The 20,606-nt window shown below is 67.8% G+C and carries 18 protein-coding genes; 5 read left to right on the top strand and 13 right to left on the bottom strand.

Features of this window, described 5'->3' with window-relative positions:
* Positions 1-24: 24 nt before the first annotated feature.
* The 5 genes from ACQGNJ_RS16110 to pdsR all read right to left on the bottom strand — a co-directional run bounded on the left by ACQGNJ_RS16110 (position 25) and on the right by pdsR (position 6,657).
* Positions 25-1,641, bottom strand: coding sequence for an efflux transporter outer membrane subunit (locus ACQGNJ_RS16110; protein ID WP_426690261.1), 1,617 nt, complete (start codon positions 1,639-1,641; stop codon positions 25-27).
* A 163-nt stretch (positions 1,642-1,804) separates the two neighbouring features.
* Entirely contained in the window at positions 1,805-3,280 is a 1,476-nt protein-coding gene (gene trpE, locus ACQGNJ_RS16115) for an anthranilate synthase component I (protein ID WP_426690262.1), read from the bottom strand.
* Between the two features lie 75 nt (positions 3,281-3,355).
* Positions 3,356-5,380, bottom strand: coding sequence for an ATP-binding protein (locus ACQGNJ_RS16120; protein WP_426690263.1), 2,025 nt, complete (start codon positions 5,378-5,380; stop codon positions 3,356-3,358).
* A 12-nt stretch (positions 5,381-5,392) separates the two neighbouring features.
* Positions 5,393-5,971 carry a hypothetical protein gene (locus ACQGNJ_RS16125; RefSeq protein ID WP_426690264.1) on the bottom strand — a complete coding sequence of 193 codons (579 nt, stop codon included), beginning with the start codon at positions 5,969-5,971 and terminating at the stop codon, positions 5,393-5,395.
* The gene (gene pdsR / locus ACQGNJ_RS16130; protein WP_426690265.1) at positions 5,968-6,657 is read right to left on the bottom strand and encodes a proteobacterial dedicated sortase system response regulator; all 690 of its coding nucleotides are present in this window, start codon (positions 6,655-6,657) and stop codon (positions 5,968-5,970) included. The genes ACQGNJ_RS16125 and pdsR overlap by 4 nt, the downstream gene beginning before the upstream one ends.
* Positions 6,658-7,342: 685 nt before the next feature.
* On the opposite strand from pdsR, the gene ACQGNJ_RS16135 reads away from it, so the two are divergent.
* Together ACQGNJ_RS16135 and ACQGNJ_RS16140 are read left to right on the top strand one after the other, a co-directional pair.
* Positions 7,343-9,298, top strand: a complete 1,956-nt coding sequence (locus ACQGNJ_RS16135; protein ID WP_426690266.1) for a marine proteobacterial sortase target protein — start codon at positions 7,343-7,345, stop codon at positions 9,296-9,298.
* Positions 9,265-9,936, top strand: coding sequence for a class GN sortase (locus tag ACQGNJ_RS16140; RefSeq protein WP_426690267.1), 672 nt, complete (start codon positions 9,265-9,267; stop codon positions 9,934-9,936). Before ACQGNJ_RS16135 ends, ACQGNJ_RS16140 begins: the two co-directional genes overlap by 34 nt.
* Positions 9,937-10,082: 146 nt before the next feature.
* On the opposite strand, the gene rpe is transcribed toward ACQGNJ_RS16140, so the two are convergent.
* From rpe to ACQGNJ_RS16155, 3 genes are all read right to left on the bottom strand, one after another.
* The gene (rpe, locus tag ACQGNJ_RS16145) at positions 10,083-10,763 is read right to left on the bottom strand and encodes a ribulose-phosphate 3-epimerase (RefSeq protein ID WP_426690268.1); all 681 of its coding nucleotides are present in this window, start codon (positions 10,761-10,763) and stop codon (positions 10,083-10,085) included.
* 198 nt (positions 10,764-10,961) lie between these two features.
* Positions 10,962-11,765, bottom strand: a complete 804-nt coding sequence (djlA, locus tag ACQGNJ_RS16150; protein ID WP_426690269.1) for a co-chaperone DjlA — start codon at positions 11,763-11,765, stop codon at positions 10,962-10,964.
* The gene (locus ACQGNJ_RS16155) at positions 11,762-12,070 is read right to left on the bottom strand and encodes a c-type cytochrome (RefSeq protein ID WP_426690270.1); all 309 of its coding nucleotides are present in this window, start codon (positions 12,068-12,070) and stop codon (positions 11,762-11,764) included. Before ACQGNJ_RS16155 ends, djlA begins: the two co-directional genes overlap by 4 nt.
* Positions 12,071-12,195: 125 nt before the next feature.
* On the opposite strand from ACQGNJ_RS16155, the gene ACQGNJ_RS16160 reads away from it, so the two are divergent.
* The 3 genes from ACQGNJ_RS16160 to ACQGNJ_RS16170 are packed head-to-tail and all read left to right on the top strand — an operon-like array spanning position 12,196 to position 13,988.
* Positions 12,196-13,092 carry a phosphoribosylaminoimidazolesuccinocarboxamide synthase gene (locus ACQGNJ_RS16160; RefSeq protein WP_426690271.1) on the top strand — a complete coding sequence of 299 codons (897 nt, stop codon included), beginning with the start codon at positions 12,196-12,198 and terminating at the stop codon, positions 13,090-13,092.
* 21 nt (positions 13,093-13,113) lie between these two features.
* Positions 13,114-13,584, top strand: a complete 471-nt coding sequence (locus ACQGNJ_RS16165) for an Mpo1 family 2-hydroxy fatty acid dioxygenase (protein ID WP_426690272.1) — start codon at positions 13,114-13,116, stop codon at positions 13,582-13,584.
* The gene (locus ACQGNJ_RS16170) at positions 13,581-13,988 is read left to right on the top strand and encodes a hypothetical protein (protein ID WP_426690273.1); all 408 of its coding nucleotides are present in this window, start codon (positions 13,581-13,583) and stop codon (positions 13,986-13,988) included. Before ACQGNJ_RS16165 ends, ACQGNJ_RS16170 begins: the two co-directional genes overlap by 4 nt.
* A gap of 44 nt (positions 13,989-14,032) precedes the next feature.
* Here ACQGNJ_RS16170 and ACQGNJ_RS16175 read toward each other — a convergent pair whose 3' ends face one another.
* The 5 genes from ACQGNJ_RS16175 to lexA all read right to left on the bottom strand — a co-directional run bounded on the left by ACQGNJ_RS16175 (position 14,033) and on the right by lexA (position 20,312).
* Positions 14,033-14,461, bottom strand: a complete 429-nt coding sequence (locus ACQGNJ_RS16175) for a hypothetical protein (protein ID WP_426690274.1) — start codon at positions 14,459-14,461, stop codon at positions 14,033-14,035.
* Positions 14,462-14,581: 120 nt separating this feature from the next.
* Positions 14,582-17,659: an error-prone DNA polymerase gene (locus tag ACQGNJ_RS16180; protein WP_426690275.1), complete on the bottom strand. Its 3,078-nt coding sequence runs from the start codon at positions 17,657-17,659 to the stop codon at positions 14,582-14,584.
* Positions 17,656-19,056, bottom strand: a complete 1,401-nt coding sequence (locus tag ACQGNJ_RS16185; RefSeq protein ID WP_426690276.1) for a Y-family DNA polymerase — start codon at positions 19,054-19,056, stop codon at positions 17,656-17,658. The genes ACQGNJ_RS16180 and ACQGNJ_RS16185 overlap by 4 nt, the downstream gene beginning before the upstream one ends.
* 12 nt (positions 19,057-19,068) lie before the next feature.
* Complete coding sequence (gene imuA, locus ACQGNJ_RS16190; RefSeq protein WP_426690277.1) at positions 19,069-19,692, bottom strand: translesion DNA synthesis-associated protein ImuA; 624 nt, start codon at positions 19,690-19,692, stop codon at positions 19,069-19,071.
* Positions 19,692-20,312 carry a transcriptional repressor LexA gene (lexA, locus tag ACQGNJ_RS16195; protein WP_426690672.1) on the bottom strand — a complete coding sequence of 207 codons (621 nt, stop codon included), beginning with the start codon at positions 20,310-20,312 and terminating at the stop codon, positions 19,692-19,694. Before lexA ends, imuA begins: the two co-directional genes overlap by 1 nt.
* Between the last annotated feature and the right edge of the window lie 294 nt (positions 20,313-20,606).

Consider the following 20,606-nt stretch of genomic DNA (forward strand, 5'->3'; position numbering starts at 1 on the left):
AAGCGCGTTGCCGACGAAGAGAATCTACTTTTCATCGCTGTCCCGGTTTGCCTTGGCAGGGTCCGCATCGGAGGTGTCCGGTTGCCCGGTTGCGCTATCGCTTTCGGCGGCATGCCACCAGCCGCCACCCAGCGCCTGGAACAGCGCGGCGGTATCGGCATAACGACTTGCCTGAGCCTGGACCAGCGCGATGCGAGCTTGCTGAAAGCCCTGCTCGGCACTGAGCAGCGAAAGGTAGCCGGCATAGCCGTCCTGGTACTGGTGCTGCGACAGATCCAGCGTGCGCTTCGCCGCATCCGCAGCGCTGGCCGCGGCCTGCAGGCCTTCGGCGTCGTGCTGCAGCGCAGACAGAGTGTCGGCCACATTCCGGAACGCCGTCAGCACCGTGCTGCGATATGCCTCGGCCGACTGCACATAGGCGGCCTTGGCGGCGCGCTCCTGGTGCAGCAGGCTGCCGCCCTGGAAGATCGGCGCAGCCAGATCCGCGCCCAGGCTCCAGAAGCCGGTGCCGGATTTGAACAGCTGATTGATTGCCAGCGCGGTACTGCCCGCGTTCGCGGTCAATGAAATATTCGGCAGCCGGTTGGCGATCGCCACCCCGACCTGCGCGCTGGCCGCATGCATGTTCGCCTCGGCCTGGCGCACGTCCGGACGTTGCGCCACCAATGCCGACGGCAGGCTCAGCGGCAGTTGCTGCGGCAATTGCAGCTCGGCCAGGTCGAATGACGGTGCGCCCGCCTCGCCCGGAAAGCGCCCCGCCAGCACCGCCAGCAAATCATCCTGCTGATCCAGCTGGGTCAGCAGCGGCGGCAAGCTGGCCTTGACCTGGGCCAGCTGCGCTTGCTGCGCGGCGAGGTCGAGCCCGCCGGCATAGCCCTTGTCGTGCTGGTAGGTGAGGATCTCGACCATGTGGCCGTTGATCCCGACCAGCTCGCGGGTCGCCGCGATCTGCGCGCGCAATGAAGCCTGCTGCACCGCTGCGGCCACCACGTTGGAGCTCAACGTGATGCGTGCGGCAATCGCCTCGAATCGCGCCGACTGCTCCTGCGCCTTCAGCGATTCCACCGTGCGTCGATTCAAGCCGAACACATCGGGCACGTACGACACGCTGACCTGCGGCGTGAACAGGTTGTACAGAAACGCGTTGTTGCTGGGCACCGGCGCCAGCGCGCCGGGCGGATCCTGCTCGCGGCTGGCCGACAGACCGGCGCTGACCGACGGATAGTAGGCACCGCGCCCGGCCCGGGTGTTTTCGCGCGCCACCGCCAGCGCCGCCTGCGCCGCCTTGAGGTCCGGGTTGTGCACCAGCGCCTGCTCGATCAGCGCATTCAGCGCCGGCGAATGAAACAGCGTCCACCACTGCGCCGGAATATCCGCGCCGGCGACGAAGTGCTGCGGCTGCCCGCCCGCGACTGACGCACCGGCGGTGGTTGCCGGCAGTGGTGCGGCAGTGAACCTGCCGACCTCGGGCGCTGCGGGCCGATGGAAATCCGGACCCACCGCACAACCGGCGACGCCCAGCACGGCAACCGCGACGAGCAGATGGCGCAACGACGACAACCGCGTCGCACGCGGCAGCAAGCGCACCCGCCCGATCATCGCGGCCGTCATTGCCACGGCGCCGGCAAGCACTCGAACCACGGATTGATCATGCGAACGCGTCTTGACGGGAAGGACGAGGACGCAACGATATAACGTACCAATCCGTCGCGAAAGTCTGCAAGAACTTGCGCTCACTGACTTGCGTGGGAACCCCGGCTGCCGGCGGAAAGGCGCTCCGCCAGACTCAACGATGGCCTCGCGTCTACAGTCCCTTGGCCGCCTGCGCCACCGCGCGGAACAACGCGCGACCCTTGCTCATCGTCTCTTCCCACTCGGTGGCGGGGTCGGAGTCGTAGACGATGCCGGCGCCGGCCTGCACGTGCAGGCGGCCGTTCTGGATCACCGCGGTGCGGATCGCGATGGCGGTGTCGGCATCGCCCCACCAGCCGATCCAGCCGATCGCGCCGGCGTAGATGTTGCGCTTGGTCGGTTCCAGCTCCTGGATGATCTCCAGCGCGCGGATCTTCGGCGCGCCGCTGAGCGTGCCGGCCGGGAAGGTGGCCTTGAGCACGTCCATGTAACTGAGGTTGGGCTTCGCCGTGCCCTGCACCTGCGAGACGATGTGCATCACGTGCGAGTAGCGCTCGATCACGAACGAATCGGTGACTTCCACGCTGCCGGTCTCGCTGATCCTGCCGATGTCGTTGCGACCCAGGTCGATCAGCATCACGTGCTCGGCGCGCTCCTTCGGATCGGCCAGCAGCTCGGCTTCCAGCGCCTGGTCTTCTTCTTCCGTGGCGCCGCGCTTGCGCGTGCCGGCGAGCGGCCGCACCACCACCTTGCCGTCCTTCAGCCGGGCGAGGATTTCCGGCGAGGAGCCCACGATCTGGGTGTCGCCCAGGTCGACAAAATACATGTACGGCGACGGATTCAACGCACGCAGCGCGCGATAGACGTCGACCGGGCGTGCATTGAAACCCACGCTGAGTCGCTGCGACGGCACCACCTGGAAGACGTCGCCGGCGCGGATGTATTCCTTCGCCTTCTCGACCATCGCCTCGAACTCTTCCCTGGTGAACGAGGACTTGAAGTCACCCTCGTCCAGCGCGATCGACTGGGTGAGCTGCGGGTACGAGGCACCGCCCTGGCGCAGCCGGTAGACCAGCGCGTCGAGCCGGCGCTGCGCCTCGGCGTACGCCTGCGGCTGCTCCGGGTCGGCGTGCACGATCAGGTACAGCCGGCCCTTGAGGTTGTCGAAGACGGCCACTTCCTCGGCCAGCATCAGCAGCACGTCGGGCGTGCCCAACTCGTCGGCGCGATCCCACTGCGCCAGCCGCGGCTCGATGTAGCCGATCGTCTCGAAACCGAAATAGCCGACCAGTCCGCCGCTGAACGCTGGCAGCTGCGGCAAGCGCGGCACGTCGTACTGCAGGCGCAGCTTTTCGATTTCCGCCAGCGGATCGTCAAGATGCCGGCGCTCGGTGATCTCGCCGGAATCCTCGACTTCCAGCTCGTGCCCGCGCAGGCGATAGACCCGCTTCGCCGGCAAGCCAATGATCGAATAGCGCCCCCAGGTGGCGCCGCCCTCGACCGACTCGAACAGGAAGGTGTACGGGCCATCGGCCAGTTTCAAATACACCGACAGCGGCGTGTCGAGGTCGGAAAACACCTCGCGCACCAGCGGTATGCGCGTGTGGCCCTTGGCCACCAGCGCGTCGAATTCGTCTCGGGAGATCACGTGCTCAATCCGTGGCTGAGGCTGAATCGCCGATTGTAGGGCAGAGCCGGCGGCAACGTGAACGACCCGACCGGCTCAGAGCCGCGGCCGGGGCATCCCATGCAAACGCAGCGAGAACGCCACGCCGCTGCCGTCGTCGAGGTTGCGCGCGCTGGCAACGCCGCCGTGGCGTTCGGCCACCAGCCGCACCACGTACAGCCCGAGTCCGAGGTGCGGCGCATCGCCGGGCGTCGACTTGTCGCGCAGGCTGACCAGCGAATCGAACAGCCGACCCTGCATCGCCGCCGGCAAGGGCGGGCCCTGATTGGCCAGTTCGATCTCGGCGCCGTCGTCCGCTTGGCGCAGGCTCAACCGCAACCAGCCATCGGGTGGCGTGAACGACATGGCGTTGTCGAGCAGCTTGTCCAGCGCCTGCGCAATCAGCTCGGGTGCACAGTGCAGATTGACCGCGCTGGCCGGCAGCTCGCAATCGAGTCGCCGCGTACCGATCAGCGGACGGTAGGCCTCGGCGCAGCCGCGCACCACGTCGCGCAGGTCGACATCCTCGGGTTCCGCGGCGGTGATCGAACGCTCCATCCGGCTCGACTCGCTCATCGCGCGGACCAGCGCGCCCAGCCTGGCCACGCCGTCGCGGGCGCGCGACAGATACGGCTGCGCCGCCGACGGCAGGTGACCCTCGGCCTGCAAGGCATGCTCGAGGTTGTCCAGCGAGGATTTGACGATGGCCAGCGGCGTGTTCAATTCGTGCGAGAGCTTCGAGGCCAGCGTGCGCAGGTAGTCGGTATAGCTGTCGACCACCTCGAACAGCTTTTCGAAGCTGCGCGCGAGGTCGCCGATCTCGTCCGGCGCATCGGTCATCGGGAACTTGCCACTCTCGAACAAGCCGTCCAGACGGCCATCGTTGAACTGCGCCCGCTCGGCCGCATTGCGCAGCCGGCCGAGGCGCAGGCTCAAGCGCGTGGCGAACCACAACAGGATGCCACCAGCCACCAGCAGCACGCCGAAGCTGGTCAGCAACAGGCCGAACAGCGCACGATTGGCCAGCAAGGGCACGGTGCGACTGGATTGTTCCAGCAGCAGCACGCCGTCGACCTTGCCCGCGCGCTCGATCGGCACCGCGGCGGCCAGCACCACGCTGCCGCGCTCCTCGCCGGCACGCCATACCGTTGTCGGCTGTCCGGCCGCCGCCTCGCGCACTTCACCGGTATCCAGTCGCGGCACGTCCTGCGCCCACAGGTTGGCATCCTCCAGCCGGTTGGCGAGCAGCGAGCGATAGACCAGCGCGGCGAACCAGCCGGGCTGGCCGTCGCTGCCCGGCAGCGTGTTCAGCCGGCCGCTGCGCGCCAGCAGCCAGCCCTGTGGCGTCAGTACCCGCGCCTGCACGCGATCGGGCACCAGCTGGGTCAGCTCGCGGGAGAGCTTGTCCGCGTAGGCCAGCAGCGGGCGCGTGTCCGCCGCCATCCGGTCGCCGCCGGTCGCGGCGTCATAGATGCCGACGCCAAGGCTGCGCAGCGCGAGGCTGCGCGGCAGCCGCAACTCGACCCGGTAGCCGCTGCCGTCTTCCTGCCATTGCGCAGGAATCATCTCGGGCAAGCCATCCACCGGTGGATCGAGCGGCCGTGCCGACAAGGCACCGGGCGCCGCGCTGGTCAGCAGGTAGCGCCGCTGGCCGCCGGCATTGCCCAGCGCGAGGGTCAGGTGATCGGCGGCCAGCGCGTTGGCGTCGTCCGCATCGGCGCGGCTGCGCCGCGTGTCGCGCACGTCCGCATACAGGTACAGCCAGCTGTCGTCGGCCGCCAGCAGCAACTTGCCCTGCGTGCCCAGCGACTGGCTCCACGGCGTCAGCGGTGCCCAGTCATCGCCATAGCCGTCGACGGTGATCGGCTGGCTGAGCGGCTCCACATACCAGGCATGGCCGGTCACCGGCGGCAGCGCATCGGTCACCACCAGGCTGCGTGCCACCGCATTGGCCGAGGCCAGCAAGGCCTGCGCCTGGCCTTCGCGCAGCAGCGTCTCCATCTGCCGCACATACAGCCAGCCGGCGATCGGCAACGCCAGCGTGCACAGGGCAACCAGCAGCAGTTTGCGGCGCAGGCTCATCGGAGCAGACGATCAAGGCACATGCGTGGCAGGCACCCCTGAATCTCGCATCCAGCGACTGGCCACCACCACCCGCATGAAATCGTCGAGCAATGCCTGGCGTGACGGATCGGCATCGTCGAACGCCATCGACCAGCTCAGTCGCACGCCACTGGCGGCGCCGGGATCGCAGAACACCAGCACGTCGTCGACATGATCGCTGCCCTCGTAGACCGAGGCCTGGCACGGCATCGCCGGGTGCCGCACGGCGAAGGAGGTGGTCTTGCCGGCCGGGTCGTGCTGCAGGTAGCGCTTGCGGTCGGCCTGCACTTCGTCGGCCAGCGCAGGCAGCTGGCGCGGCCACACGTTGAGCACCATCACCCGCTGCGGCTTGCCGCTCCACTCGCCCTGGTACAGCACGGCGTTGACACCGATCGCGCGGGCGTAAGTGCAACAGTCGCGCGTCCAGCCGGCGGGCGTGGCCACGGCGACCGCCCAGGCCGGCGCCTTGCCATCGCGGGCGCCGCGGGCCAGCACGTCGTCGGTGCCGGCGGCCTGCGCCAACCCGACAACCAGCCACAGCGCCAGGAGTGCACCGAGGCGCAGGCTCACGGCTTCCACCGGTAGCCGACGCCATGCACGGTCTCGATCGCATCGAACTCCGGCGCGACCGCGACGAACTTCTTGCGGATGCGCTTGATGTGCGAGGTGATGGTGGCGTCGTCGACCACCAGCTCGGCTTCGCGCATCAGCTGGTCGCGATTCTTCACGTGGCCGGGGAAGCGGATCAGCGTGTGCACCATCCAGAATTCGGTGACGGTGAGCGGGACCTCCTCGCCGTTCCAGCTGATCCGCATGCGCTCGGATTCCAGCTTCAGCGGGCCATGCTCGATCACCGTCTCGCTCGACGCCGGCGCCTTCAGCGACTCGATCCGGCGGAACAGCGCAGCGATGCGCGCGGCCAGCTGGTGCAGGCTGGTGTCCTTGCTGAGGTAGTCGTCGGCGCCCAGGCGCAGGCCGGAGATCACGTCGAAATCCGAATCGCGCGCGGTGAGGAAGATCAGCGGCAAGGTGGCCGACTTCGCGCGCAGTTCGCGGCACAGGTCGAAGCCGCCTTCCGGTTCGTCGCCCAGGCCGATGTCGATGATCACCAGCTCGGGCAACTTCATCGCGAACGCGCTCGACGCCTCGCGGCGCGAACCGTAGCCGCGGGCGTCGTAGCCGAAGCGGTTCAGCGCCTCGACGTAGTTGGCGCGGATCAACGGTTCGTCTTCGACGATGGCAATGCTGCGACCCATGGTGCGTCCCCTTCGAATGATGGGCGCAGCGTGCTATGCGAATCGCCCGTGCGCAAGCCATCCATGACGACTGCCCGCGTTTTGCCATGAGCGGACCGCAAACCGGCCGTTCGCCGCCGCTGCACGCGCCGCCGCCGGCGTTTTGATGGAACCGTCAACCGCACGGTGAGAAAGATCATGAAAGTCGACCCCGACCCGCGCAACACGAACGCCGAGCTGCACGGCTTCGAACCGCTGCGCATCACCCTGGCGCTGGGCGCCCTGTTGCTGGGCCTGCTGCTCGGCATCCACTGAAGGAGATGGTCATGACAAAAGCCCGATGCATCGCACTTCGTCTGCTTCCGCTTGCCGTGGAAGGCACTGGCACGCCCGCTGCGCAGGGAAGCGCAGCGGGCGTGGGCCAGGATCAGCCCGATACGGACTGGCAACCGCTTTAGCCGCTTGCCGAAAGCGGCCTTTCCGTTCCGACCTCCCCGATCCATCCGACATGGTGGTTCCTTGTCCCCTCCTCGCGAGGGGATTTTTTTTGCCCGCCGTTTCGCGCCCACCTCGCCGCGACGCAGCGAACGCACCGGTCAGCGTTCTGCCCCGATTGCACTGCAGAACGTCGCATCCGCGACGCCAGCCGGGCCGCCGCGGATGCGCCAATGCAGCCGTAGCACTTGCCAACAACCAAGGGACGGCCATGCGCGCATCACCCGGATTTCTCTTCCATTTGCGACTCCTGCTGCTGCTCGTCGGCCTGTTGTCCGGGCTGGCCGCGCAGGCCACCACGCCGGGCAGCGGCGAGTTGCGCTGGCGCGACGCCAGCGGCCACATGCAGACCCTCGCCAGCCTCGATACCGATGTCGAATACAAAGTCAGCGGACTGGTCGCCGAGGTACAGGTGCGCCAGCAGTTCCGCAACACCGGCAAGGACTGGCTGGAAGGGCAATACCTGTTGCCGCTGCCCAGCGGCGCGGCGGTGTACTCGATGTCGCTGGAGATCGGCGAGCGCCGCATCGTGGCCAGCATCCAGCGCAAGCAGGCCGCGCAAAAAGTCTTCGAACAGGCCCGCAACAGCGGCAAGCGCGCCGCGCTCGTCGAGGCAGACAACGGCAATCTGTTCCGCACCGCGGTGACCAACGTGGCACCCGGCGAGACGGTGACCATCGTGCTGCACTACTGGCAGCGCATCGACTACCGCGCAGGCCGGTTCTGGCTGCGTTTTCCGCTTACCTACACCCCGCGCTACCACATGCGCGATGGCGCCCAGCCCGGCGACGCGGGGGTGGCCACGCCACAGGTGTTTGCCGCCGACGATGCGCAGGCGCCGCTGCGTACGCACATCGCGGTACAACTGGATGCCGGCGTGCCACTGGCCAGCGTCGACAGCTCCAGCCATGCGATCACCAGCATGCATCACGACCGGCGCTGGGCCATCCGTTTGCGCGATGCCAGCGTGCTGCCGGACCGTGATTTCATGCTGAGCTGGCAGCCGCAAGCACAAACCCAGCCGAACGTGGCCAGCTTCCAGCAGGACATCGACGGCCAGCACTACGCGATGCTGATGCTGTTGCCGCCACAGCAGCAGGCGCAGCGCCTCCCGCGCGAACTGATCCTGATCATCGACACTTCCGGCTCGATGGGCGGCGAGTCGATCCGGCAGGCGCGCGCGGCGCTGGATCTGGCGCTGAGCCAGCTGCAGCCGGGCGACCGCTTCAACGTGGCCGAATTCAACTCGACGCTGAATCCCTGGGCCAGCGAGGCGGTGGCGGCCACGCCCGAGGCCTTGCAGAAGGCGCGCGCCTGGGTCGATCAGTTGCAGGCGGGCGGCGGCACCGAGATGGCGCCGGCGCTGAGCTTCGCGCTGGCCGGGCACGCGCCCGCAGGCTATGTGCGGCAGGTGCTGTTCGCCACCGATGGCGCGGTCGACGATCCGAACGGCCTGATGCAGTTGATCGACGAGAAGCTGGGCGATTCGCGGCTGTTCCCGATCGGCATCGGCAGTGCGCCGAACGCGGACTTCCTGCAGGCGGCGGCGCGCCATGGTCGCGGCAGCGAAACCCTGATCACCGACACCGGCAACCTGGGCGAAGCGATGATCGGCCTGCTGGCCCGCCTCGACCACCCCGCCCTGCGCGACATCCAGGTGGACTGGCCGGCCGGCAGCGAGGCGTACCCGCGCCAGCTGCCCGACCTGTACCTGGGCGAGCCGCTGCTGGTCACCGCGAAACTGGCCCAACCGGTCAGCCAGGTGCAGGTGCGCGGCCAGCTCGCCGATCGCGGCTGGACGGTGCCGGCCGACTTGTCCGCGGCGAAGGCGGCCGACGGGCTGGATCGCTTGTGGGCGCAATCGCGCATCGCCGATCTCTCCGACCAGCTGGCCCGTGGCGGCGCAGCCGAGCCGCTGGTCGAAGCGATCACCCGCACCGCGCTCGACGCCCACCTGGTCAGTGCCTATACCAGCCTGGTGGCGGTCGATCGGACCCCGGCGCGCAGCGCCGAGGCGACGCTGCAGCGCCAGCAGATTCCCAACGTGATGCCCGCCGGCACGCATTTCGCGCAAACCGCGACGTCGGCGACGCTGGAGCTGTGGCTGGCGCTGCTGGCGCTGGTGCTGGCGGCATGGGCGTGGTGGCGGCAACGATCGTGTCGGTGATCCGCCGACGCAGCTGGCGTTGGGTGATGTGCGGTGCACTGCTGCTGGCTGCCGGACTGGGTGCGCATGGAAGCTGGATTCACGCCAAGGCGGTGCTGGCGCAATGGCTGCTCGAGCGCGCGTGGAGTCACTCCGACCACGGGCGTTTGCCGCAGCATCCATGGCCCTGGGCGGACATCACCCCGCTGGCGCGACTCCGCGTGCCGCGCCTGCAACAGGATCTGATCGTGCTGGATGGCGACAGCGGCCAGGCGTTGGCGTTCGGTCCGGGCTGGAATGCCGGCGGCGCCAGGCCAGGCGCAGCCGGGCTCGGCGTGATCAGCGCGCATCGCGACACCCAGTTCCGCTTTCTGCCGCAGTTGCGCCCCGGCGACCAGCTGGCGCTGGACGGGCCGCGCGGACACAGCGATTACGTGGTGACCGGCAGTCGCGTGATCGACAGCCGGCTGGTGCGCGTGCCGCCCGCCGACAGCATGGACGGCCTGTGGCTGGTCACCTGCTATCCGTTCGACGCGATCGTGCCGGGCGGGCCGTTGCGCTATGCGGTGCAGGCCCGTCGGCTGGAGCTGAACGCGAGCGTGGTCGATTCGTCAGCCGGCGCGGGAACCAAACCGGAACGGCCCGGTCAGAACTTGTGATTGGTGCGGTTCCTCTTGCCGTGGAACGTGCCGGTGCGGCAGCAAGCTCTCCCCATAGTGGCCGCGCCGGCACACCAATCATGGTGTTTCCTCTCACGTCTCCGACGACGTTTATCCCGGCGCAGCCGTTCACTGCGTCGGGATTTTTATGCCTGCGCTTCGGCGATGGCGCGGTGCATGGCCGCGATCTCGGCACGATAGTCCGCCGCGTGGAAGATCGCCGAGCCGGCGACAAAGGTGTCGGCGCCGGCCGCAGCGATGGCGCCGATGTTCTGCGCGGTGACGCCGCCATCCACTTCGAGCCGGATCGCGCGACCGCTGGCGTCTATGCGCTGGCGCACCTGGCGCAGCTTCTCCAGCGTGCCGGGAATGAATTTCTGGCCGCCGAAACCCGGGTTCACCGACATGATCAGGATCATGTCCAGCTTGTCCATCACGTAATCCAAGTGATCCAGCGGAGTGGCCGGGTTGAACACCAGCCCGGCCTGGCAGCCGGATTCCTTGATCAGTCCCAGCGTGCGGTCGATGTGTTCGCTGGCTTCGGGGTGGAAGCTGATCAGGCTGGCGCCGGCCTTGGCGAAGTCCGGCACGATGCGGTCGACCGGCTTGACCATCAGGTGCACGTCGATCGGCGCGCTGATGCCGAACTTGCGCAACGACTGCAGCACCATCGGGCCGATGGTCAGGTTCGGCACGTAATGGTTGTCCATCACGTCGAAGTGCACCCAGTCGGCACCGGCGGCCAGCGCCGCTGCGGTGTCTTCGCCCAGCCGCGCGAAATCGGCGGCGAGGATGGAGGGGGCGATGATCGGGGTTTGCTTGGGCATGGTAGTTGCCGGAATGAGGGGTAAGTGCGGAGTGCAAAGTCTGCCACGCCATGGCCGTCTGGCTCCTCACCCTGCGCAGCAGGCGGAGGTTGGCGACCGAAGGGAGTCCTTCAGGTGAGGGGATGCTTTTGACGTTGAGGCGAAGAGCGACCCCACCCCGGCCCTCCCCTGCAAGCAGGGGAGGGAGAACATTTCGCGTTACTTGAATCCCCGCGCCTCCTTGATCCGGTCGTACGCGGCGTTGATTTCGCTGGCGCGCGATTCGGCCTGCTTGCGCATGTCTTCGGGCAGGTCGCCGAGACGGTCGGGGTGGTGTTCGGAAATGAGCTTGCGATAGGCGCGCTTGACCGCGCGATCGTCGACGCTGCGGTCGATGCCGAGCACGGCGTACGGGTCGGGGCCTTGCGGCGTGCGCTGCGGCGGCACGTAGCCGCCGCCGGCCGGGCCATGGCTGTAGCCACGCGGGCCGCCGCTGTTCCAGGCGTAGCCCTTCATCGCCATCAGCGCCATCAACTCCATGTCGCTGATGCGCAGGGCGAAGGCGAGCTGGCGCAGGATCGACATCTTCTCCGGCGGCGGATTGCCTTCGGCCAATACCGTCTCGATCACCACGTCGAGCACCGGAAACGCATGATCGCGGCGCAGGCCGACCCAGTTGCGCAGTTCGGCGATGGTGCGGGTGACGTCGAACTCCGGCTGCTTGCCCACATTGAAGCTGGTCACCGCCTGCTTGCGCAGTTCGGCGTCCAGGCTCATCCGCGTCATCAGCCGTTCGGCGATCGCGATCTCCTGTTCCGACACGCGGCCATCGGATTTGGCCACTGCGCCGAGCAAGGTGAACAGCGGGCCGACGAAACCACCGGCCTCCGGCGTGGCGTTCTTGCGCTGGCTGTAGCGCATGTTGTCGAAAATGAAGCCGAGCACCGCACCGGTGACGGCGCCGGGCAGGTGGCCGATCAGCAGGCCGAAGAAGGCGAACCACAGGGTATAGGTGAAACTCATGGCTTTGCCTGCGGCGGTTGTGCGCTGTACCAGCGCGCCAGCGCGTCGAGCTCGATGTCGTTGACCGGACCGATCGCAGCACGCATCACCGGGATGTTGCGGCGGCCGTCGCGGTATTGCTTCAGCGCGTCGCGCAGATAGTCCAGCCGCTGGCCCGCCAGGTTCGGCACGCCGGGCATGCTGGCGTGGCCGTCGGCACCGTGACAGGCGGCGCAAAGACCCAGCCGGGCGGGCGGCACCGGCGTCTGTGCGTGAAGCGGGAGGGCGGCGAGCAGGCTCAGCACCGCGATCAATGGAATGCGCATCGGCAACACATGGGGCCAAAGGACGCCAATTCTAGCAGTGCCCCGAAAACCCCGACGCGGCGTTTCCGGCACCCCGGCTGCAGCGGCTAGAATGGGCGCTTCCCCGCCCTGTGGAACCCGCCGCCGTGCCCACCACCTTGCCGCAATCGAACCTGCCCGGACTCGAACTGGTCCACCGCGGCAAGGTACGCGATGTCTACGCGTTGTCCGACGATCGGCTGCTGATGGTCGCCACGGACCGGTTGTCGGCGTTCGACGTGGTGCTGCCCAACCCGATCCCCGGCAAGGGCGAGATGCTGACCCAGATGTCGAACTTCTGGTTCGCCAAGACCGCGCACCTGCTGCCGAATCATCTGCTCGACGTACCGCTGTCCGAGGTGCTGCCGCCGGGCACCGACATCAAGTTGTACGAGAAACGCGCGGTGGTGGCGCGGCGGCTGAAACCGGTGCCGGTGGAAGCGATCGCCCGCGGCTACCTGATCGGTTCGGGCTGGAAGGATTACCTGGCTACCGGTTCGCTGTGCGGCATCGCCCTGCCCGCCGGCCTGCAACAGGCGCAACAGCTGCCGGCGCCGATCTTCACCCCGTCGACCAAGGCCGCCGTCGGCGACCACGACGAAAACGTCAGCTTCGATGTCGTCATCGATGCGGTCGGCAGCGAGCTGGCCAACCAGGTGCGTGACGCCACCCTGGCGATCTATCGTTGGGCAGCCGCCTATGCGGCCGAACGTGGCATCATCATCGCCGATACCAAGTTCGAGTTCGGCACCGATGCCAGCGGCAAGCTGTACGTGATGGACGAAATGCTGACCCCGGATTCCTCGCGCTTCTGGCCGGCCGACGAATACCGCGTGGGCATCAGCCCGCCCAGCTACGACAAGCAGTTCGTGCGCGACTGGCTGGAGACGCAGGACTGGAACAAGACCGCGCCTGGCCCGGTGATTCCGGACGAGGTGATCGCCCGCACCGCAGCCAAATATGCCGAGGCCCTGCAGCGACTGGCGGGCATCCGGCTCGACTGAAACGTTCAACGGGGGAATGCCATGCGCACCATGCAGGAATGGCTCGACAGCTACAGCGGCGACCATCGCAACCCGACCAACCAGATGTTCCACTGGCTTTGCGTGCCGCCGATCCTGTGGTCGGTGATCGCGCTGCTGTGGGCGATTCCGGTGCCGGTCAGTTTGCTGCGGCCCGGTTCGTGGGCAGTGCTGGTGATGGTGCTGGCGTTCTACTGGTACTGGCGACGCTCGCACCGGCTGGCGCTCGGCCTGCTGCTCGTGTTCGCCCTGTTCGGCCTGCTCACCAACTTCCTGTATTACCGGCTGGGCGTGGCGCAGCTGTGCTACCTCGCGATCGGCGTGTTCGTGGTCGCCTGGATCGGCCAGTTCATCGGGCACAAGTTCGAGGGACGCAGGCCCAGCTTCCTCACCGACCTTTCCTATCTGCTGATCGGCCCGGCCTGGCTGATGGCCAAGCTGCTGCGCAAACTGGGGTTCAAGCAAGTCACATGACTACCCTGCTTACCGTGATCAGCACCCTGCTGTGGTGGGTGCTGTACAGCAGCATGGCTGCGCTGGTGTTCGCCCTGATCGGCTGGTCGGTGATGCGCTGGACCGAGCGCTGCGCGGTGGTATTCAACCGCATCTACCTGGCCTGCCTGCTGTGGACGATGGTCGGCCTGCTGCTGGTCGTCGGCGTGGCCGCCTGGGAAGGTCACCTGCATCCGCCCTATGCGGCGCTGCTCAGTTCCGGCCTGCTGCGCTGGACGCTGGTGCTGGACATGCTGATCGGCACCGCCCTGCTGTGGCGGCTGGTACCGCGCGTGGATGCCCGCCGGATCCGTCCCGGCAGCGCGTGCATGGCGGTCGCTGCGATCATGGCGATCAGTTTCGGCATCGCCACCAGCCTGGCCTGAAGCACGCCGCACGAAGGGGCGGATCGCTCCGCCCCTTCGGCGCATCATCCGTGCAGCATCATGCCGCCGAAGAACATCGCCATCGCGGCAGCGAAAATCATCGCCAGAATGATGAAGATCACCAGGTAGATCACCTGCACCACGCAGGCCTTGCCAAAGCCGATCTGGCTGCCGTCCTGCGACAGCAGCAGGTAGTTCACCACGAACGCACCGACCAGGAATTGCACGATCAGCGACAGCACGCCCCCGGCGCCACCGGAGCTGACCATGCCGATGATGATCATCGCCACGACGCCCGCGATCCAGGTCAGCACCACGGCGCCGAGCGCACGCAGGTAGGACGGCATGTAGCCCACCACCAGCCGGAACGCGACACTCAATACCAGCGCCGCCACCAGGATGCCGACGACGATCATCACCAGCATGGCGAACAGCCCCATGCCGGCCAATGCAGCCAACGAAGAAGTACCCATAAATCCCCCAAGGCAATGAAAAGAAACCGCCCCCAGCATCCCCATGCTGGCCCCGGCGGCGACTTCAGCCTACCCGATTCCCTGCCTGGCGGCAGTGCCTCGGTTCTGGCGATGGCCTGCTCAATGGAAGTCGCGCGAACGACTGTCCAGCGAACCCAGCCAGGCGCTCATGTCGACCAGCCGCCGGGCGATCAGGTGACTCACCCCGTCGACGCTTTCCCACTGCCCCTCCACGCCAAGCAGGCTGGCCTCCAGGTAGGCGCGGCGCTGCTTTTCCGCGACATGGCTCCAGACCACCACGTTGATGGAACCGTGCTCGTCTTCCATGGTGATGAAGGTCACTCCGCTGGCCGTCTGCGGGCGCTGGCGCTGGGTCACCAGGCCGGCGGCGCGCACCGGGCTCTGATGCGGCTGGCCGCGCAGGCTGCGGGAATCGGTGAAGCGCGCCGCGCGCAGTCGCGCGCGGATCAGCTTCAGCGGATGCGGACCCAGGCTGAGGCCGGTGCGCGCGTAATCCGCGTGCAGGTTTTCCGCGACCGATGGCGCCGGCAACGCGATGGCTTGCTCCGCCGGGCTGGCCTGGCCGAACAATGGCAGCTGCGGTTCGATACCGGCCACCGCCCACTTCGCCTGATGGCGATGACCGGCCAGTCCGCGCAAGGCGCCCGCCTCGGCCAGCAACTGTTGCTGGCGCCGGTCGATGCCGGTGCGCGCGCACAGATCCACCACATCGACGAAGGCGCGCGCGGCGCGCGCCAGCGAAAGTCGCTCGGCGACGTCCTGGCGCATGCCGCGCACCTGCCGCAGGCCGAGCCGCAGCGCCGGCTGCGCCCGGCCGTGTGCGTCATCCTCCAGCGTGCAATCCCAATCGCTGTGGCACACATCCACCGACCGCACCTCGATGCCGTGGCGCTGCGCATCCTGCACGATCTGGCTGGGGCCGTAGAAACCCATCGGCTGCGCGTTCAGCAAGGCGCAGGCGAACGCCGCCGGCTCGTGGCATTTCAGCCAGCAGCTGGCGTAGACGATGCCGGCGAAACTGGCGGCGTGGCTCTCCGGAAAACCGTAGCTGCCGAAGCCCTTGATCTGCTCGAACAGCCGCGCGGCGAATTCGGCGGTATAGCCGCGTTCGAGCATGCCCGTCATGATCCGCTCGCGATGGTGTTCCATGCCGCCGTGGCGCTTCCACGCGGCCATCGCGCGACGCAGCTGGTCAGCTTCGCCCGCCGTGTAGCCAGCCGCCACGATCGCCAGCTTCATCACCTGCTCCTGGAACAGCGGCACGCCCAGCGTGCGTTCGAACACCGCTTTCAGATCCTCCGACGGATAGTCCACTGGCTCCTCGCCGCGCCGGCGACGCAGGTAGGGATGCACCATGTCGCCCTGGATCGGGCCGGGTCGCACGATCGCCACCTGGATCACCAGGTCGTAGAAATTCGCCGGCCGATGCCGCGGCAGCATCGCCATCTGCGCCCGGCTCTCGATCTGGAACACGCCGACGGTGTCGGCGCGCTGGATCATCCGGTAGGTGTCCGGATCCTCGGGCGGCAGGGTCGCCAGGCTGTAATCCTGGCCGCGATGCGCGCGCAGCAGGTCCAGGCACTTGCGCACGCAACTCAACATGCCCAGCGCCAGGCAATCGACCTTGAGCAGCCTCATGGTATCCAGGTCGTCCTTGTCCCACTGGATGATGGTGCGCTCGGGCATCGCCGCGTTCTCCACCGGCACCAGCTCGCTCAGCGGCGCGTCGCTGATCACGAAACCGCCCACGTGCTGGGACAGGTGTCGCGGCATGTCGAGCAGTTCGGCAGTGAGTTTCAGTACCCGCCGCAGCACCGCGCTGTGCGGATCGAAACCGTGTTCGCGCAGACGTTCGTCCAGTGATGCCTCGCCACCCCGCCAGCCGAAGATGCCGCTCAACTGATCGACCTGATCCGGCGGCAGACCCAGCGCCTTGGCCACGTCGCGCACCGCGCTCTTGCCGCGATAGCAGATCACCGTGGCCGCCAGCGCGGCGCGCTCGCGGCCGTACTTGGCGTAGATGTACTGGATCACTTCCTCGCGTCGCTCGTGCTCGAAATCCACGTCGATGTCGGGTGGCTCGTTGCGTTCCCTGCTGATGAAGCGCTCGACCAGCAGGTTCATCCGCGCCGGATCGACTTCGGTCACGCCAAGCGCGAAACACACCGCGGAATTCGCGGCCGAACCGCGACCCTGGCAGAGGATTTTCCGGCCGCGCGCGAAGCGCACGATGTCATGCACGGTGAGGAAGTACGACTCGTATTGCAGATGCTCGATAAGGCCCAGCTCGTGCTCGATCTGCGCCTCGACTTTCTCCGGCACACCGTCTGGCCAGCGCCAGCGCATGCCTTCCTCGGTGAGTTGTCGCAACCAGCTGCTCGCACTATGGCCAGCGGGCACCAGCTCGGCCGGATAGCGGTAATGCAGCTCGTCCAGACTGAAGCGGCAGCGAGCGGCGATGGCGGCGCTTTCCTGCATCAGCGTTGCGGAATAGATCGCACCCAGTGCATCGCGGCGGCGCAGGTGGCGTTCGCCATTGCGGAAGATCAGCGCACCGGCCTCCGCGATCGGCAGACGATGGCGGATCGCGGTCAGCGTGTTCTGCAGCGCCAGCCGTCGACGCACGTGCATGTGCACGTCGCCTGCAGCCACCAGCGGCAGCGGCAGGCTGCGTCCGAGCCGTTCCAGCTCGTGCAGGCGTTGCGCATCGTCCGGCCCGTGATGCAGCTCCACCGCCAGCCACGCCCGCTCGCCGAAGGTATCGCGCATCCAGCGGCCATGCGCGAGATCGGGCGTGCGCTCGGGCAGCCACAAGGCGAACGTGCCCGGCAGGCCGTCGGCAAGATCGCTGCGATGCAGGCGATAGCTGCCCTTGGCCGAGGCGCGCCGGCCGCGGCTGATCAGCCCGCACAAGGCGGTATAGCCGGCTTTCGTTTCGCACAGCAGCACCAGCTTCGGCCCGTCATCGAGCTGGAACTCGGCGCCCGTGATCAGCTTCACGCCGGTGGCGCGCGATGCCTCCAGCGCACGCACGATGCCGGCCAGCGAGCATTCGTCGGTGATCGCCAGCGCGCTGTAGCCGCAGGCCTTGGCGCGCTCGAACAGCTCGTGGGCACTGGAGGCACCGCGGCCGAACGAGAAGTTCGACAGGCAATGCAGCTCGGCATAGGCGTTCATGCAAACCAGCCCTGCAGCATCCAGCCGGCCTGCTCGCCCGGCGCGCAGAATGCCCACGCGCGCTGGCCTTGCGCGGTCTCCACCACGTAGTAGTCGCGGCACACTTCACCACCATCCCACCAGCCGGTTTCCAGTCGCTCGGGTCCGGCCAGGATGTGCGGAGCGGGGCCGCGCAGGGGCAGGGGTCGATCGAGCAGCCAGGTCGGCCGCGGCGACGATTCCTGCCAGCCATTGTCGGAGGCCGTCACTTTCTGCGCCAGCTCGGGACGCGGGTCGGTGGTGCTGCCCAGCTGATGCACGGCGCGATCACCCAGCCGTGCACGCAGGCGTTCGCGCAGTTGCTCGATCGGCAGCGCATGCGCCGGACGTTCGTCGAACAGGTCGCGGCCGGCCGGCACGAACGCCGGCAGATCGCGCGCGATCAGGCGCATGGCCAGCACCGGCGCGGGCAACTGCACCTGCTCCAGCCGCCCGCGTGCCAGCTCGAACAACATGCTCGCCTCGCGTTCGGGCGCGAGCAGGCCCACCATCACCTCGGTGGTTTCCTCGCGATGTTCCAGCCGCAGCAGGAAGCGCTGCACGCCGCCGTCGCGACCGGCCAGGTAGGCGGCCAGATCGCCGGTCATGCGACGCAGTGGAAAGATCAGCGCGCCGATGTTCTCCACCTCGTGCGACAGCTCGATGCGCAGGTCGAAGTTGTCCGGTGGCCGATAGGCATCCAGGCCAGCGGGCGCATCGCCCGTCAGCCGATCCAGCGCCAGCAGCAGGTCGGCGCCGAAGCGCCGCCGCAGGCCATCGCGCGGCAGGTTCAGCAACTGGCCCAGGGTGCGGATGCCCATGCCGGGCAAGGCCTCGACGGCAGCCGCGGGCAGGCGGCTTTGCTGCAACGGGATGCGTTGCAGCGCGTGGCGCAGATGCTCGTCGCCCAACACCGCCTGGCCATCACTGACACCGGCCAGCACGTACGCCGCATGCGCCGTCGGCGCGGCGCTGATCCGATGGCGAAAGCCCAGCGCATCGAGCTCGTCGCGCAGCAGGCTTTCCAGCCGCGGCCATGAGCCGAACAGGCTCAGGCTGCGACTGACCTCCAGCACGATCGCATGCGGCAGCAGGCTCACCTCGGAGCTGTAGCGATACGCGACCGCGGCCAGAAACCGATGCCAGCGATCGACCAGCTCAGGCTCGTACGGCAAGGCCTCGAACTGCGCCAGCAGTGCCTGCGCCGCGTTCAGTCGCTGCCCCACGCGCAGACCGGCCGCGCGCGCGGCCGCGTTCGCCGCCACGATGGTGCGCGCATTCGCGGCACCGGCCACCAGCACCAGCGGGCCCTCGCCCGGGCGGCGACGGAGGACACCGTCCAGTGCCAGACGCGGCAACAAAATGCAGGCCCACAACATCAGCGCCAACCATCAATGCAGGGCGCGCGGCAGCGCCACCGGCTGCTCGGGCACGGCGCCACCACGGCATTTGCGCACCCACACCTGAGGGCGTGGCCGTGCCTCCAGTTCCAGCCGGAGTGCGGCGGGTGAGGCATTGCCCAGATGCCGTCGATCGCGGAAGGCAAACGCCAGCGCACGTCCGCCATCGGCGGCCACCTGCAAGCGCCGCAGCGCGCGGTCATCCGCCTGTCGCGGCCACGCCAGCACCGCAGCGCAACTGCCCGAGCGCAGGCACTGCTCCATCGCCCACAGCACATCGGCCTCGGCCGCGGTGACGATCTCGACCCGGCGCATGTCCACGCCCTGCTGGCGCCAGCCGGCCACGCAAGGTGCATACGGCGGCGTCACCAGCACCACCGGCCGCTGGCCACGGCTGAGTCGCGCCAGCGTCGGCAGCACCAGTTGCAACTCGCCCACAGCATCCAGCGGCAGCAGGATTTCCGACAGCGAGGCCGCGGGCCAGCCGCCCGTCGGCAATACCGCATCCAGTGCCGCCCAGCCGGTGGGTTGCTCGCCAGCGGATGCCGGCGCGGCGCGACCGCGCCAGACCTCGCGCGCATCGAGCAACGACGACAAGGACACCACCGCACTCATCAGCTGCCCCTCAGCAATCCGGCGAACAGACCTTCGATGGCGAAGTCCTCGGTGGGATCCGGATCGATGGGCTGATAGCCCGGGCTGTTCGGCAACAGGCGGATCACCTCGCCCTGCCAGTGCAGCCGCTTGATGGTGAAGCGGTCACCGCCGACCCGCGCCGCCACCACCTGGCCATGCCGCGCCACCGGCGTGGCGTGCACGCCGACCAGGTCCTGATCGAGGATGCCTTCATCGCGCATCGAGTCGCCGACCACCCGCACCAGATAGTCCGGTCGCAGCCGGAACAGCCAGCGCGACACGCGCAGCGTGCGCTCGATCCGCGCTTCGGAAAACAGCGGCTCGCCGGCGGCGATGCGACCCACCAGCGGCAGTTCCATGGTGTCCGCATCCAGCGCATCGGCCGAATCCACCAGCCGGATGCCCCGCGACCGGTTCGGCTCGATCGCCAGCCGCCCCTTGGCCTCCAGCGAACGCACGTGCTTGAGCACCGCGCTGACGTTGGGCAAGCCCATCGCCTGGCCGATCTCCTCCAGGGTGGGTGCCTGCCCCCCTTGCGCCACCCGCGCACGGATGAACTCGAGGATGTTGGATTGGCGACTGGTCAGGTGCAGGCTCATGGACGCCATGTTTTCACCTTTTGTGGTGAAAATACAGCCCCGTGATGCCCGGCCTTGGCAAACCCACCATGCGACTCGTTCGCCGTCAACGCATGGCTTCGATCAGGCCACATCTCAGTTACACGACATTAACAAACCCTGCGGTACATTAACGCCGTGTCGTGAGACACCACTCCCACTGCGTGGCGAGGCCTCCCCTCCTCCTCCACGCGATCAAGATGGATACCCCCAAAACCCGCAGATCCCCCTCTGCGGGTTTTTTTATGGGAAACCACAGCACACCACGTGCAATTC

It is taken from the genome of Rhodanobacter ginsengiterrae, assembly GCF_050026815.1.
Taxonomy (GTDB): domain Bacteria; phylum Pseudomonadota; class Gammaproteobacteria; order Xanthomonadales; family Rhodanobacteraceae; genus Rhodanobacter; species Rhodanobacter ginsengiterrae.